Origin of the sequence: Teredinibacter purpureus (assembly GCF_014217335.1) — a bacterium.
Taxonomy (GTDB): domain Bacteria; phylum Pseudomonadota; class Gammaproteobacteria; order Pseudomonadales; family Cellvibrionaceae; genus Teredinibacter; species Teredinibacter purpureus.
Genome location: NZ_CP060092.1, coordinates 792,768 through 808,574, shown reverse-complemented (window position 1 = coordinate 808,574; position 15,807 = coordinate 792,768). Strand labels below are relative to the sequence as shown.

At 47.5% G+C, this 15,807-nt stretch carries 9 protein-coding genes; 7 read left to right on the top strand and 2 right to left on the bottom strand.

All coding sequences use genetic code 11. From position 1 onward, the window contains the following. Positions 1 to 105: 105 nt before the first annotated feature. Positions 106 to 1,968, bottom strand: a complete 1,863-nt coding sequence (locus H5647_RS03305) for a hypothetical protein (protein ID WP_236074752.1) — start codon at positions 1,966 to 1,968, stop codon at positions 106 to 108. Between the two features lie 930 nt (positions 1,969 to 2,898). Here H5647_RS03305 and H5647_RS03300 point away from each other — a divergent pair. The 5 genes from H5647_RS03300 (at position 2,899) to H5647_RS03280 (ending at position 12,453) form a co-directional block, all read left to right on the top strand. After that, positions 2,899 to 3,498 carry a DUF4956 domain-containing protein gene (locus H5647_RS03300; RefSeq protein ID WP_236074751.1) on the top strand — a complete coding sequence of 200 codons (600 nt, stop codon included), beginning with the start codon at positions 2,899 to 2,901 and terminating at the stop codon, positions 3,496 to 3,498. Positions 3,499 to 3,505: 7 nt separating this feature from the next. Next, positions 3,506 to 4,615: a porin gene (locus H5647_RS03295; RefSeq protein ID WP_045856277.1), complete on the top strand. Its 1,110-nt coding sequence runs from the start codon at positions 3,506 to 3,508 to the stop codon at positions 4,613 to 4,615. Between the two features lie 36 nt (positions 4,616 to 4,651). After that, positions 4,652 to 7,630: a CotH kinase family protein gene (locus H5647_RS03290; protein WP_052691846.1), complete on the top strand. Its 2,979-nt coding sequence runs from the start codon at positions 4,652 to 4,654 to the stop codon at positions 7,628 to 7,630. A 100-nt stretch (positions 7,631 to 7,730) separates the two neighbouring features. Beyond that, entirely contained in the window at positions 7,731 to 9,884 is a 2,154-nt protein-coding gene (locus H5647_RS03285; RefSeq protein WP_162926271.1) for a S41 family peptidase, read from the top strand. A gap of 115 nt (positions 9,885 to 9,999) precedes the next feature. Beyond that, entirely contained in the window at positions 10,000 to 12,453 is a 2,454-nt protein-coding gene (locus tag H5647_RS03280) for a glycoside hydrolase family 9 protein (protein WP_045856274.1), read from the top strand. A gap of 64 nt (positions 12,454 to 12,517) precedes the next feature. On the opposite strand, the gene H5647_RS03275 is transcribed toward H5647_RS03280, so the two are convergent. Beyond that, positions 12,518 to 13,363 (bottom strand): DUF4231 domain-containing protein, encoded by an 846-nt coding sequence (locus H5647_RS03275; RefSeq protein WP_052691845.1) that lies wholly within the window; start codon positions 13,361 to 13,363, stop codon positions 12,518 to 12,520. 134 nt (positions 13,364 to 13,497) lie between these two features. On the opposite strand from H5647_RS03275, the gene glmU reads away from it, so the two are divergent. Both glmU and H5647_RS03265 read left to right on the top strand, forming a co-directional pair. Beyond that, positions 13,498 to 14,853 (top strand): bifunctional UDP-N-acetylglucosamine diphosphorylase/glucosamine-1-phosphate N-acetyltransferase GlmU, encoded by a 1,356-nt coding sequence (gene glmU / locus H5647_RS03270; RefSeq protein WP_045856272.1) that lies wholly within the window; start codon positions 13,498 to 13,500, stop codon positions 14,851 to 14,853. 130 nt (positions 14,854 to 14,983) lie between these two features. Then, positions 14,984 to 15,646, top strand: coding sequence for a hypothetical protein (locus H5647_RS03265; RefSeq protein WP_162926270.1), 663 nt, complete (start codon positions 14,984 to 14,986; stop codon positions 15,644 to 15,646). Positions 15,647 to 15,807 lie beyond the last annotated feature (161 nt).

Genomic DNA, 15,807 nt, shown 5'->3' with positions numbered 1-15,807 from the left:
AAACGTACGTTTTCCTGTGGGCGCAAGGCTGTATACGAAAGAGGTCTAGAAAACCCCTATCACTGACACTTAAAAGGCGTGTGTCAGTGATAGGGCTGCGTGCCTTTAGTGAGAGGCGTCGAGCGTACGTGGTGACGTTAGCGCATGTAATACGGCGTTACCCAAGCCTACCGGCGTAGTACTGCGGCAAGCCATGGCTGCTAGATCGTCCAAATCGTCTGCGCGTCTTGCTAAATCATTAAACGTACGCGTAATGGCGGGATTACGCGTATCCGGCAAAGAGGTCCCTGTTAGGAAACCCGATAAAATTGCAGGAGCACCAGGAGGTGTATTGTAATGAAGATGGGCAAAATTTGCGCCGGTCTCGTTTGAATGACAGCCGCTGCACGTGTTGAGGGCGAGCTGAAAGACTGCGTCATCCCGAACAGTGGCCGGTGGCGCGCTAATTGGAGACGGTGTTGTAGGTACAGTTAAAGACCCTGGAGGCGCATTCCATAATACAGGTGCCGGTGCAGCACCCGCTAAAAAGGCCATGCCACCATGCGCAGGTGTAACGTCGTGTTGTGCTGCAGGTGGGCCGACTAAATCGTTCCAATTTGCATTGATGAAATTAGCCAAGAGCAATGAGTTGTTATGACTAATATCTGGCTCCTGTTTTACGGTTGTTTGGCCGAGCAAACCACCTGAATCAGGCAGCACAAATTCACGTAATTGCCATAGCGACGAGCCCGCTAAAAATTCATTGGTCCGAACTTGGCTAATAGCGCTTTGGTTAGGGCCAGAAGGGTTAGCTCCCGCAGCGGTAAAGACTTCGGTAAGTGCGGCTAAATCATCATTGTAGTTGGCAGAAAACTCGAGAGCCTTCCAATCTTGTGCCCAAGAACGTACGTTGGCACAGCTCGCGATAGGTACCTTGTACTCGAGAATAAGCGTTTTAGCCATTGGGTTACAGTTGCCATCGTGTAGTGAGAACACAAAGCGCCCTTCCCCTGCGTCGCCGCCACTGTATACCGAACCATTGCTACGTAAATCTGCGCGCAGCACTATGCCGAGCAATCGGAATGGGCTGTGCTCAGGTAATAAATCGGCACCTGGCCCACCACTGCGTATCTCCCAGGCTTCAATAATTTGTTGGTACACATGCGGTCTAGCTAAAATCCCGAAGGTGTTGATGGTTTGAATGGATTGCCAGTGCGCGAATAGCGATTTTATATAGTCTGACGTAGACGCGGTGCCGTTACTGATATTTTCCATTTGTTGCCAGAATGTCCAGGAACCGGTTTCGTTCCCTATGGGCGATGTACCACCCGTTGGGCAGGCCCACGTGCGATCTGGGTCTTCTACAACATTGGTATCGGTAATCATTAATGAATGAGGGATACTTGCCGGGGTAGCCGCTCTTAACGAAGGTAATAGCCCAAAACGAATACCGCTAAGAGGAATGGCAATTGGTTGCCCAAAAGGGAAACCTTTTATAGTGAGTGGAACAAGTTGTTCAAATGATTTTCCGTTATTTGTGCGTTGAATGATGAGATTCTCACCCTCGAACTGTAATTTCTGTTCGCCCGATTGATGGCGAGCACCCATCGAAAATAGCGGTTTTAGGTTGCTGTCACGGTGTAGCTCAGCCAACATTTCATTGGCTTTTTGAAAGTGTTCAAAATCGAATTCAGTCGCTATCGAAAAAATTCCGTCGCCGCGTTTTTGGTCGCCGTCTTCACCCGTATCGTTAAGCTTAATCTGTTCACCAGAAATATTAAGCGTAACGGTATCTTGTTTTTCGGTATTGGCGAACCGTGCACCAATAATAGCGATGTTATCTTCTACGCGCGTAAGCGTAAGCGCGCTGGGTGTGGGATTAGAAGGTGGAGCAAGTGTGTTCAAACGGCTTTGCTCGTCCAAGGCTTTTCCGCCTAGCGCAAGCATTGAGAACCCTGTAAGACTGACTGTTAGAAGCAATCGTTTCATAGTCCTATCCATTATAGTTATGTGATTATTGGAGGTGTACCGTTAATCAGTAAAGTGATTTTCGGTCGCGTATTAATAATGGAGTTAGGCGCGCATAGCAAAAAGGAAAGAAATAGAATGAGAACCGTGAGTCGCGAGAATTTTCTTACAAGTTTTTCTGTGACAAAGCGGAATACTTAGTGACTTTATTTCTATCACTATTAATTAAAACTATATAGTCAGTAAAGATTTATTGGCACCGTTACAGTAATCGTGGCGCATTCTAATTAAAATGCATGCATCATTAGGTGGGGTATAAGCCGTAAAAGCTTAAAAATATTGAATATAGATAAGTGCGTGCATTAAATAATAGCCAGTACAAAATTAATGTGATTTTTGTTTCAATTGAAGAAAAAGTTCGACTGGTTTCTTGGAATACCATGAAAATAAAAGACTACGAGGTATTTAAAACGGCCCTTAATCGGATGCTGACCCATGGCCAATGTCTACACCTGTAATCAATAAATATTGACGGTTGTTGCACATTAGAGATTTTGTGCGATTAGAGTGTGGTGAAGGCAAAAGTACTGGTTGTTGAGCGGGTTGCGAGTGCATGTAAACACGGTAAAGCGAGGCTTGTTATCGACATGATTATGGCGATGGGAATGGTGACTTTCGCACTATTTTAGTGAATTTGTGGGCATAAGCCTGTCATATAGACGAAATTGGTAGTATCTTTTGCCTAGGAAACCCCTGATCAAGTCTAAGTGACTTCTGTGCAATAAGCTTAATATTGCTGCTACGAGCAAGCGGTTCACATGAAGCGGATCCGTTTTGAAGAGCCAACGGCTACTTACACCTAACTCAGCGCTACCCTTGTTGTACGTTTTGCGTACCTCACAATCCTAACGGTTTCTCGCTTAATACCGCAGGTGGGTGAGGCCATACAACGTGCTATTCCGTTCCCTTCAGTTGGACCCCATCATCCCTATGTTAGTTGACGATCTCCTCATCCGGTACGGCATATTTCTCGCGACCTGTCTTATTATGCTAAGAATGGTCTTTTTTCGCATTTCCCCCAATCGTGAAGTCTATTTCGGGCTCTTCATGTTTGGGAACGGCGCCTTCTTTATTACCTATTTGCTGCACAGTGTCGAAATGTCGATGGGCTTTGCGTTTGGTCTTTTTGCGGTGTTTTCTATGTTGCGGTACAGAACTGAAACACTGAATGTGCGCGACATGACGTACTTATTTATAACCATCGTGTTATCACTCATGTGCTCTGTTTCCGAAATTGGCTTTATCGCACTGGCCGTGATTACCTTAGGCCTTGTAGTGCTCGCCGCTATTGCTGAAACGCAGCTATTTGCGTCTACCTCGGTACAGCGAAAAATGTTGTATGACCGCGTTGATAAAATTCACCCGTCCGTGCGCACAGAATTAATCGAAGAGCTTCGTGAAAGAACGGGGTTTAATATTGAGAAGATTGTTGTTGGAAAAATTGATTTTATTATGGGAAGCGTACAACTTACGCTTATTTGCACGGATTAAAATACGTATGAACGTTATAAAAAATGGTGCTATTGCCGTGGGAACAGCCCTCGTCTTGTCGGCATTGCAGGTGCAAGCGGAGGTAAAATGGGATATTTCCGCCGATGCAATGTTAGACGCAACGAGTTATCGCGGTTACCTATTCCCCAGCGACAGCCAAGAAGCGTATCTTCGGCGCGCAAAAGCGGCGGCAAAATTTGAGTTTTCACCGTTAGTGTCGGCCAAAATGTCGGTTGAATATGACTACGACAAAGCACTTACGGTGGATGATTTCTACTTGCTCGTTAACCCCGCTAAAGACTACGGCATATATCTGGGTAAATTCAAAGAACCCAGTGGCCTAGCGAAAAGCGGTAGTTTAAAAGCACAAACTTTTACTGAGCGTTCCATTGCGACCAATATCTTTAGTTTCGGCCGTAAAAGCGGCGCTAAACTGGCGGCAAATGGTGGTTTTTGGGCCGCAGAGGCTGCCGTAATGCAAGCCGAAGCGGACGAAGCCGGTGTAGACGATGGACGTGTCACCGCGTTTAAAGCAACGGTAAACCCCTACCGCAGCGAAAACAAAAAAGCGTTTGCGCATTTAGGGGTTAGCTACTCGCAGCGCGATAGTACTGAGCGTAGGTTTGACCTTAATGAACCCATGCTAGTACCTACGCTTGGTAACTTACTGCGCAGCCCCAACTACGATGCCGAAAGAATCGCCACCACGAGTGTAGAGTTTGCAGCCGCCTACAAAAAATGGCTATTTCAAACAGAGCGTTACCAGCAAGGTATAGACGAGTTTGATGGCGATGAATACCAACATAGTGGTTACTACGCGAGCCTAAGCTGGGCGATAAAAGGTAAATCAAGAGAATACCGTGGCGGAAAGATTAAACTGGCCAATAAAAATAAACCGTTAGTGGAATTAGCACTACGTGTTAGCGAAGTGGATATGCGTGAGCGCAACGACGGCGATAAAGCCGAGGTTTTCACGGCCTCGGCTAACTATTATTTTAAACAGCACTACCGTGTGGTGTTGGAATATGAATTTGCTGAACGAGAAAGACATGACGATGGCTTCGTCACATTAACGGATGGTGATGCTGTAAAAGCCCGCTTCCAGATAAATTTTTAAGCTAGCCCGGTTACAGCCGTATTAGAGAGGCCCATTATGAAAAAAACGCGACCTACCATAAACGCGATAAAACCTGAGAAAGTCACTATGAGAAAAGTGTTACAACGGCTGTGTGTAGTGCTGTTTTGCAGTGTTTTACTGGGTGCTACCCTTTCCGGTTGTAGTGGTGGCCGCAGTGATGGCGGCACCACTAATAACGGCAATACGAACAACGGCGGTACCGACAACACCGACGGAGATGACTCTTCTGGTGATGATGATTCTCCTGGCGGCGACGATTCATCGGGTGATGATGGCTCAACAGGCGATTCCCCCGGTGATAGTAGTTGTACACAAAATTGTGTGTGGATTAACGAAGCGGTTTCGTCCAACTCCACGTTTGACGATGAAGACGGTGATAGCCCCGACTGGTTTGAACTTTACAATTATGGCACCACCACGGTCTCGTTGGCGGGATGGACAATTTCCGATGATAACGATATACCCGATAAATGGGAGTTTCCCGATGTTGATATAGAAGCCGGCGGAACGCTGCGGTTATGGGCCTCCAATAAAGGCACATCTAGCGTAGGGGTATACCGTACCTTGGTTAACGAAGGTGATAACTTTAGCTACTTAGTACCCACCAGCCAGCCCTCTGGAGATTGGAACACGTTAGCGTTTGACGATGGCAATTGGCAGACTGGGCGTAGTGGCTTTGGTTATGCCGATGGTGATGACGAAACAACGGTCGCTGCAGGAACACGCGCGGTATTTGTACGTAAAACATTTACCTTGAATACGTTGACGAGCTTGGAAGAACTCATACTAGACATTGATTTTGATGATGCGTTTGTGGCCTATATTAATGGTGTTGAAATCGCCAGAGCCAATATTTTAGGGGATAACCCTGCGTGGGATGCATCCCCCATTGCCGAGCGAGAGGCAACACTTTACCAAAGTGGGCAGCCCGTTCGGTATAGTGTTAACGCGTTATCCTCACTTGTGGACGTTGGCGAGAATGTATTGGGTATTCAACTACACAATTACTCAGAAAATTCCTCTGACCTTACGTTAATTCCTTTTTTGAGTGGACGCTACAACGATGACAGCACCGATGGCGTAGCGCCGCCAGCAATTCTTGGCCTTGAAAATACCAGCTTACACACTAATTTTAAAATCTCATCCAGTGGCGAAACATTAGTGTTAAGTGATCCTAGCGGTAACGCGGTCGACCAACTAGCGGTTGAAGGCTTAAGCGTGGGGTATTCCGTGGGCCGTTCGCGCAGCGATGGTGATATTGTGTATTACCAAAACATGACACCCAACGCCATTAACAGCGCGTTGGAGTACGACGGCATCGTGTCGAACACCGTACAATTTTCCCACCAAGGTGGTGTTAATAGCCCCGCATCTGTCAGCTTAAGTGGAGCAACGGGTAGCGAAATTATCCGTTATACCATTGATGGCAGTGTTCCCTCGTCCAGCTCAAGCCTTTACGGTTCAGCTATTGTTGTGTCGAGCAATCGGGTTATTCGTGCGCGCCTGTTTGACGGCAATTTAATTCCGTCGCGCACTACGAGCCGAACATTTTTGCCCGACGCCAACCATCAGCTTCCCGTTATTGCACTGGCAACCGAACCCGACAACCTATTCGATACCGATACCGGTATTTACGTGTACGGCGACAGCTACGAGCAGGCACAACCCTATTACGGTGCAAATTTCTGGCAGGACTGGGAAAAAGATATGCACTTTAGCTTTTATGAAAGCGATGGCAGCTTAGGTACAGCGCTGGATGCTGGCGTAAAAATATTTGGCGGTTGGAGCCGTGCAAATGATCAGCGATCACTGTCAATTTTTGCCCGTGGCCGTTATGGCTTTAAAGAAATTGATTACCCATTATTTCCTAGCCGCGACTATGACACCTTTCAATCGGTGGTACTGCGTAATTCCGGTAACGATTGGATGCGCTCAATGATACGTGATGCTGCCTTAACCAGTTTAATGGACGGAAGCGGCTTAGAGACGCAAGCGTATCGCTCTGTTGCCACCTACATTAACGGTGATTACTGGGGTATGTATAACCTTCGCGAAAAAGTAAATGAACATTACCTTGCGAGTTTGCACGACCTAGATCCAGACGAAATTGATATTCTTGAGCGCGAGGGCGCTGTGGTAGAGGGTACCAATACGGATTACCTGGCGCTGGTAAATTTTGTTGATAACAATGACCTCAGTGCCGCCGATAACTACGCCTACGTTGCCGAACAAATCGATATCGATAATTTTATTCGTTATCAAGTCGCGCAAATTTATTTTAATAACCAAGATTGGCCGGGTAACAATATCAAGTTTTGGCGGGCGCAGGACGGCGGTAAATGGCGATGGGTGTTATACGATACCGATTTCGGCTTTGGGATATGGAACGTCGAAGACTATTTTGAAGATACTCTTTCATTTGCATTACAAGCCAATGGCCCCAGTTGGCCAAACCCACCATGGTCAACGCTATTGTTACGCAAGTTAAGTGACAACAGCCAATTCCGCGCACAGTTTATCAATCAATTCGCAGATGAACTTAACGGGCGCTTTAAACCGTCTGCCGTGTCGGCGCATATAGAGGCTATCGCCAGTAGAGTACAGGCTGAAATGCCCGCGCATTTCGAGCGATGGAGTGATGGCAACTGGTCGAGTTGGAACGGCCACATTACAACCATGACCACCTTTGGTAACAATAGGCCTTCGCATCTTTTAGGGCATATTCGGGCACAGTACGGTATTGCGGCAATGCACACACTTACGGTGAGTAATAGCCTACCTAACGGGGGCAGTGTGCAACTGAACAGCCTGCTCGTTTCGGGAGCCAATTGGAGTGGCGACTACTTCGACGGAATACCCGTAACACTCACGGCGCAGCCTGCTGAAGGCCATCGCTTTGTTCGTTGGCAGGGCGCGAGTACCTCTACCGAACCAAGTATTGACATCACATTACTGAGCGACCGCACAATAGAGCCCGTTTTTGAAGCGCAATAAACGGCTCTGCGCTTAAACGTCGCTCGACAACTTAGCACGACTACTGACGCCGAATGAGGCACGGTCGTGCTAAGCCAATACCGATAATCGCAAGAATGTTTTGACGATTAGTTCCAATAGTGAAAAGGATTCTAGCTTGCACCCTGCCCCCTATTTATTGCTTGCGGTAATTTTTATTGCTGGTTGTTCGGACTTCTTCTCTCCCCCTGTTCACGTGGATGCTTTAACTGTCTGTGAGACCGAGACTGACAACAACAATGTACTGACTGATTGTCTTTCAGCACGGTGGGATAATGTGTCTGCGTGGCAAGCGGACCTAGATGGCAGCAATAGCATCAGTTACAGCCAAGGCAACACCAACGAGCTCGTTCGCTGGAATTTTATTACCGATGAGCGTTCGCCCAAGAACAAAGTGTTAGCGATCGAATATGCCAATGTGCCGGCGAACGGCGGGCTTTTACTCGGTGCTACCTACCCACTTCTGCGCCACGATATGCGCGCGTATTCGCACGGCACACTTCATTTTGACGTGAAGCTTATAAGCCGTGGTAATAACAACGCTTTTCTTACGGCAAAGGTCGATTGCGGATACCCGTGCGAAAGTCGTGCTACACGCTTGGACATTCAAGAGTTGAATCGGTGGTACGCGATAGCCTTGCCGATAGAAGACCTAGTACAAAAAGGGCTAGACCTCGCCAAAGTTGATGTACCGCTACTGGTCACGCCCCAATGGCATAATATGCAAGGCGTGCACTATCAGCTTGCTAATATCCGTTGGGAAAAATCGCCACCGGCGGAGCAGAATCAACCACAGCCTTCCACCGATTGGGCTGCTATAGCGAAAGATGTTTTAGACTTTATTTATAGCACCGCGACTGCACATCACCCCGGCGCAATAGATGCGCAAAATCCTGCCTTCTCACAGTGGCTCAGTTTGGGCCATCAACAGGCTATTGCGCGGGCTAACAGAGCGACGACTAAGGCCGAAGCAAAATCGGCGATAAGCTTCTATTTAGCGGGCTTTAACGATGTGCATTTTTATAGCAACTTTAGCGGGCAAAATCATGCGCTTCAGTGGGCGGGTGTGGTGCTGCAACGACAAGGTACAGCGTACAACGTTATTCATACCGCCGAGCGATGGCCTTCACCTTTGCCACCGTTGAATAGCGTACTGCTGGGGTGCGATGGTCGGGAAGCCGATACCATTTTAGATGAAGATATTCTGCCGTTTAGACAGAACGATAGAAAACTGCAGGCGTTGCGCAACCGTTGGGCCAACCGGTTATTAATTGATGATGGCCTTGGCGCTAGAACAGCGTTTAATCAGTGTGTATTTTTCTATAACGGCCGGTCGCACTACGTTGATATGCAATGGCTCGTCACAACAGACGACGCCATAGCCCCGCATTTCTATAAAAAAAGTGGCTTAGCCCCGCTGTCGATTCGCGAAGTTAAACCCAAGCAGTTTTGGGTAACGTTAAATACCTTCAGTTTGACTGCCCAAGGCGTTGTAGCTATGGAGGCTGTGCAAACGGCGATCGAGCAACTAGATGCCCCTGAACTGGTTGTACTCGACTTGCGCAATAACACTGGTGGTAATTCTCTATGGGGCAATAATATTGCCAGCGCTTTACTCGGGGAAGCTGCCGTCATGAAATATTGGCTGCTCGAAAGCTCCCCAGAGTTTGCGCAGTGGCGTGCGACTGACAGCAACCTCCGAGATCTAGAGCACAATAGGCTCGTGTATTTAGCCGCAACCGTGGGCGAATTCAGCGAGAGCTACCAATTTACCCAAAAAATCGTTGATGCAATGCGTGAAGACCTTGCCGCGGGTAATGCTACGACGCAGCAGGTTCCAACACCCACGCGCTGGCAATCGTTTTCTTTAGACGTGGTGAAATGGTGGGTGAAAGATAGTAAACCGAAAATACAGAGCCCAATCGTGGTACTAACGTCGCACCGGTGCGTGAGTGCGTGCTTGGATTTTATGGCGGTCATGGGGCATTTTCCAAACGTTATACACATGGGGCAAGAAACACTGGTTGATACCGCGTACACCGACGTTCGATCGCTAGAGTTGCCTCATGCTATGGGTGTACTTACCTTGCCAATGAAAGTGCGTCGTGGCAAAACATTTGCGCCCAATAAGCCACGTTTAGCCTATAACGGCGATATATTTGCTGACGAGGCCGTTCAGGCGTGGGTATTAGAGACCGCACTTGCTCAATCGATTGCCCAAAGTGAACGTAATTAAAAAGATGAACCGAAGAGTTGACGTATAACTCGCCTTCAATGGGCTATTCTTGAGGCGATTGATGGTCAAAAGGCCATGAATAATAAGATAAATACACGTCAAGAAGAGTCTTCCTATGAGATTGCCACTGCTCGCACTACTGGTATTGTCTGCTTTCGCTACCGCAGAAGCACCTAATACCAGCCCTTCCCTAGTGATAAATGAAGCCGATTATTTTGAAAAAGCCGGATTAAACGTTACCGTTTTTAGTGATATTTATCCTGATGGCCACCAAACGGGCGTATCGATTATTCAGCATGGTTTGCGCGTAGCGGCAAACGGCGATATTCGATTAGAAGCCTCGCCGGGCCAATGGTCACCGGTACCAAAAGGCGGCGAGCAAACGGTTGATAGAACGACGCAAACCATCAGCCAAACACTGTCTTACCCTGATGAAAGTAAAAATCGTGTAGGGTTCAACCCCATTGAATACCCCGACTTAACGTTTAGCTACCAAGTGAAGGTTAAAGCGCTTGAAGGCAATAGCGTTAAAGTCAGCGTAGATTTTGATGAGCCGTTACCTGATGAATGGATTGGGAAAGTCGGCTTCAATTTTGAGCTTTTTCCCGGCCATCTCTTTGGTAAAAGCTGGATTATGGATGAAGCGACGGGCCTCTTCCCACAACAACCGAATGGCCCCATACAGCAACACCAAGGTGAGTGGATCAATTCTGCTTTAGCCGTAGGTAAAACACTGGTAGTGGCGCCAGGCGAAGAAAAACAGCGGCTCGTGATAGAGGCAAACCAAGGCGAATTGACCTTATTGGATGGTCGCAGTAACCATAATAATGGTTGGTACATTGTGCGTACCTTGGTACCAAAGGGCGCAACTAAAAACGCCATTGAATGGACTATCACCGCCCATACCATCGAAGGTTGGCAATACAAACCTGTGATTCAAGTATCGCAATTGGGCTATGCACAAGCGCAATCAAAAAAGGTGATTATCGAGCAAGATAAAACCGATAGTAAGGCAAGCCCCATTACGTTATATCGGTTAGATGCCTCGGGTAAACGCAAAGTGGCCAGTGGTGTTGTTAAGCCATGGGGCAAATTCCTTCGTTACAACTATTTCAGTTACGACTTCAGTGATATTAAAACGCCGGGTTTATATGTGGTTGAATACCGAGACCAAACTAGCCATACCTTTAAAATAGGTAATAACGTTTTCGATCGGCACGCTTGGCAGCCAACGTTAGAATATTATTTGCCGGTTCAAATGTGCCATATGCATGTGGCCGAAAAATACCGCGTGTGGCACGGCTTGTGTCACGACGATGATGCATTGATGTCGCCGGTCAATACCAATCATTTTGATGGGTATAAATCGGGCGACTCAACGTTAACCACCTACAAACCCCTGCAAGCAGTACCGGGCTTGAATAAAGGCGGCTGGCATGACGCTGGCGATTACGATCTAAGGATAGAATCCCAAATGACCACTGTGTGGTTGTTAGCCATGATGGCTGAAGAATTTAACGTCGATTACGACGCAACCAGCATTAACCAAGAGACCAAGGTGGTTGAAATACATCAACCCGACGGCAAAAATGACATCAACCAGCAAATCGAACATGGCCTGCTCAGCGTACTGGGTGCCTATGAATCATTGGGTCGTCTGTATCGCGGCATAATAGTTCCCACTGTTCGCCAGTACGTACACTTGGGCGATGCCGCCACACAAACGGATAACCGCGTTTACGATGCGAGTGTAGAGAACGCTGTTGCTGATGACCGCTGGGTGTTTACCGAAGAAAATCCCAATAGAGAAGTGGCGGCTGCAGCGGGTTTGGCGGCGGCGTCTCGGGTGATTAAACAGTACAACCCTAGCTTATCGAAAAAAGCCATTGAAGCTGCAGAAGCCATTTATCTAGCCGCGAGTTCGAAAGAGCTGAATATTAAAAACCGTGTATTTGCGCTCGCAGAATTGAGCTTGGCCACCCAGAACAAACAGTATGTAAAAGAGCTGACTCAATATGAAGCCGACATTATTGAACATATTCAAGATACTGGTTGGGCGATTGGCCGTGTAATGCCCATGGTTAAGAAGAGAAGCTTTGTTAAAAACATCGACAGAGCAGTGAAGGCATATCAACAGACGGTTAAACAACAGGCCACCGAAACGCCTTATGGCGTGCCGTACAAGCCTCATATTTGGGGCGCGGGTTGGGGAATACAGCACTTTGCCGTTAAGCAATATTTTTTCCGTCAGGCGTGGCCGCGTTATACGAGTGATGACGATTACTTAAACGCGCTTAATTTTATACTGGGGGTTCACCCAGGTGAAAATACACAGTCGTTTGCTTCGGGTGTAGGGGCTAATTCTGCAACCGTTGCTTATGGCGTTAACCGCGCAGACTGGTCGTATATACCCGGTGGTGTTATTTCGGGAACGGCTTTAATTCGGCCAGATTTACCTGAATTAAAAATATGGCCGTTCTTTTGGCAACAAACGGAATACGTGATGGGTGGCGGTGCTACCAATTATATGTTCTTGGTGCTAGCGGCGAACGAAAAATTTAATCCCTAACCGCTTGCCCCGCGGTGTTACCACGGCGGGGCACTATGTGTAAATTACATGAAAGCGGGATACCTTACGGCGTTGCGGGTGAATCCGTAGCGTCTTTTTGTTGCGAATTCTGCTGTACCCACTGGCCGCGTTCTGCGCCTATGATGCGCTCGCAATTTTCAACTAATAGCTTAAAGGCAAGGGTACGGTTGTCATAACCGCCCGATTGCACGCGAAACTGCGAAATGTGAGAGCGTAAATCTTCACAGCTAGCGCGAAATTTTACCCAATTCTCCTGGAACTTAAAGACACTTAATAGCCCTGCAAAAATAGCAGAAGCACTACCTAGAACAGCAATTAAAATAACGTTAGGGTTATCACCGGTGCTTAATACTGGCACTAATGCCGCGGCAATAATTGTAAGTGTTTGCCATAAAAAATAGTTAATGCGATTAAAGTGGGCGGAGCGGTCGTACCATTGGATTTGTTTTTCGAGACGTTGTTCTAAATAGCTTTCTTGTGCTGCGCTTAGTTCGATCGGTTCGGGTACCACCTCGTACATCCGTTCGAAAGACAGTTTTGTGACCGCGTATGCTTGCCCACCTATTGAGCGGTCAAAAACAAGATAGTCACCGGTAATATACGCGGATGTCCCTTCTATTGTTTCAATTGCGCCGTCGGTTTTGGCTATCTCTGCCCACACCGGTGCTATTTTTTCGAATTGGCCCGGGCTAACTTCTTCATAGTGTTGTATGAAATATTCTTTCTCGACCGTATAGGTATCACCACAATTGTTGACTAACCAGTCACCGGCGCTGCATTTTTGGCCGTCACCCCACTTATTGTAACCAAAGCCTTCGAAATTCAGATCGAGCTGAACAGCGGTTACATGAAAGCCTGGCCGCTTTAAATATTGTTGTCGTTCTGTCATGGTATTAACTTCCCTATAATTTACCGTGTTACAGTATTTTATGTTGCTAAGCTTTGGCAAGCCTAGTCGTAAAGATCACGTTTCGGTGGCAAAATAGCTGCCCTAAAATTGTTACCATTCGTCAAGGATTCCCTATGCTCGAAATTGTCATCCTCGCCGCTGGCAAAGGCACCCGTATGTGCTCAGCCAAACCAAAAGTTTTGCACACGTTAGCGGGTAAAGCGTTTGTCTCTCATGTGATTGATCGAGCGCACGAACTAGAAGCCGACGGTATTAAGGTTGTTATTGGTCATGGTGCCGAACAGGTAGAGAAACAACTGGCTGAGCCGGGCATTGAATTTGTAGAGCAAACCGAACAATTGGGTACGGGGCATGCAGTTCAACAGGTGTTGCCACGGTTACACGCGGAAGCGACAGTCCTTATTCTATACGGCGATGTACCTCTGATTAAAACGAATACCTTGAAAAGACTCATTACTAAGGTGAGTGAAACCAGTATGGGCCTGTTAACGATTGAGTTGGCGAACCCCGCCGGTTATGGTCGTATTGTGCGTGAAGATGGCGAAGTTACAGCCATTGTTGAGCAGAAAGACGCAACTAAAGAGCAGATGCAAATTACAGAAATCAATACAGGGGTTATGGCGGTTAAGGGCGCGCACCTGCAACAGTGGCTCCCGGCGTTAAGCAACGAAAACGCGCAAGGTGAGTATTACCTTACCGATATTGTCGCTATGGCTCGCAGTAACGACGTGTTAGTCGAAACGGTACAGGCGGCCAGCGAAAGTGAAGTTATGGGCGTGAACAACCGCGTGCAACAAGCGGAGCTGGAGCGTTTTTATCAGCGGGGCATTGCACACGACCTCATGATTGCCGGCGCCACACTCCTAGACCCCGCTCGTATCGATTGTCGGGGGGTATTAACCACTGGTAGTGATTGTGTGATTGATGTGAACTGCATTTTTGAAGGTGAGGTCTCGCTCGGTGACAACGTGCATATTGGTGCTAATTGCCACCTAAAAGACACCTCAATTGGCGATAACACCCAAATCTTTTCGAATACTTATATAGAAGAGTCGCAACTAGGGGAAGATTGCCTCGTAGGCCCTTTCGCGCGTTTGCGCCCTGGGTCGGTATTGGCGCAAAAAGCTAAAATTGGTAACTTCGTCGAAACCAAGAAAGCCTATATCGGTAAAGGCAGTAAGGTAAACCACCTCACGTATGTGGGCGATGCCGAACTAGGTGAAAACGTGAATATTGGGGCTGGTGCTATTACGTGTAATTATGATGGCGCCAATAAACATAAAACGATTATTGGCGATGGTGTGTTCATTGGCTCTAATACCGCGTTAGTCGCGCCGGTTACGCTAGCGAAAGGGACAACTATTGCGGCGGGTTCCACTATCACCTCGAGCAGCCAAGAGAATCAGTTGGTTGTAGCGCGCACAAAGCAACGCAATATCGATGGCTGGAGAAGGCCGGTTAAAAAATAATCGAAAATAGGGCCTAAAGGGTGGGTATGGCATTTAAATCATCCTTTAAATCAGGTATAACAATAAATATATTAATCTTGTGTAAGCAGGTGGAGCTCTTCTCCCTCTTATACGCCTTATAGAGATGCCTTTGAACTTTAAAGCGAATTGCCTTAATTTTGCGTTGGCTGCGTTCGTGGTTTTTTCGATTGTAACGGCTATGTCGTTGCTTCGTAGCCCACCATCGAAACAGTGTGAAGCGATAGAGGGGCATATTTTTATCGATTGTATCGATCCGTCGTGGCATGGCATTTCGTCGTGGGAGATGCGCTATGACGACGGCGCCGAAAGCTTGAATACGCGTGAAGGCGGTGATTTGGTGAAATGGCAAATTATCGATGCCAAAGAGCACGCGCGCCAACAGATACTTGATGTGCATTTTACCCGTGTGCCTGCGAATGGCCGTCTTCGCTTTCATGCAAAGGGTGGCGGCCAGCCCCACGATATGACGGCTTTTGCTGGCGGCACTTTACAGTTCGACGTGCGCGTACATAACTGGGGTTTATCCGAGCGAATTTTGGTTGCTCAAGTGGTGTGTGGGTTCCCCTGTGGCAGCGGCCCTCATCGGATTGAAGTCCCTCGCTTAAACGAGTGGACCTCGATAGTGCTACTTATTGACGAGCTGGTGGCAGGCGGTTTAGATTTAGCCCGTGTAGATATTGGCTTAGCCATATCGCCAACATGGAACCGTATGCAAGGCATTCATTTTCAGTTGGACAATATTCGTTGGGTAAAGCCCATTACCGACGAATAACCGCGGTTAACCTGCCGGTTCTACACTCGCCTTCTTTTATTACACACACTCCCTCAACCCTTCGTTTTACCCGCCACCCGTTTTGTTAGCCCTCTCGTTTCGTATAGACGGACACCACAATAATGATATTTGCGTCAAAAATCGGAATAAAGTCACTATTT

Bases quoted from the DNA above. Each gene is read 5' to 3' on its own strand.
- H5647_RS03275 (WP_052691845.1), bottom strand. From the start codon at position 13,363: ATGACAGAACGACAACAATATTTAAAGCGGCCAGGCTTTCATGTAACC.
- H5647_RS03295 (WP_045856277.1), top strand. From the start codon at position 3,506: ATGAACGTTATAAAAAATGGTGCTATTGCCGTGGGAACAGCCCTCGTC.
- H5647_RS03305 (WP_236074752.1), bottom strand. From the start codon at position 1,968: ATGAAACGATTGCTTCTAACAGTCAGTCTTACAGGGTTCTCAATGCTT.
- H5647_RS03290 (WP_052691846.1), top strand. From the start codon at position 4,652: ATGAAAAAAACGCGACCTACCATAAACGCGATAAAACCTGAGAAAGTC.
- H5647_RS03280 (WP_045856274.1), top strand. From the start codon at position 10,000: ATGAGATTGCCACTGCTCGCACTACTGGTATTGTCTGCTTTCGCTACC.
- glmU (WP_045856272.1), top strand. From the start codon at position 13,498: ATGCTCGAAATTGTCATCCTCGCCGCTGGCAAAGGCACCCGTATGTGC.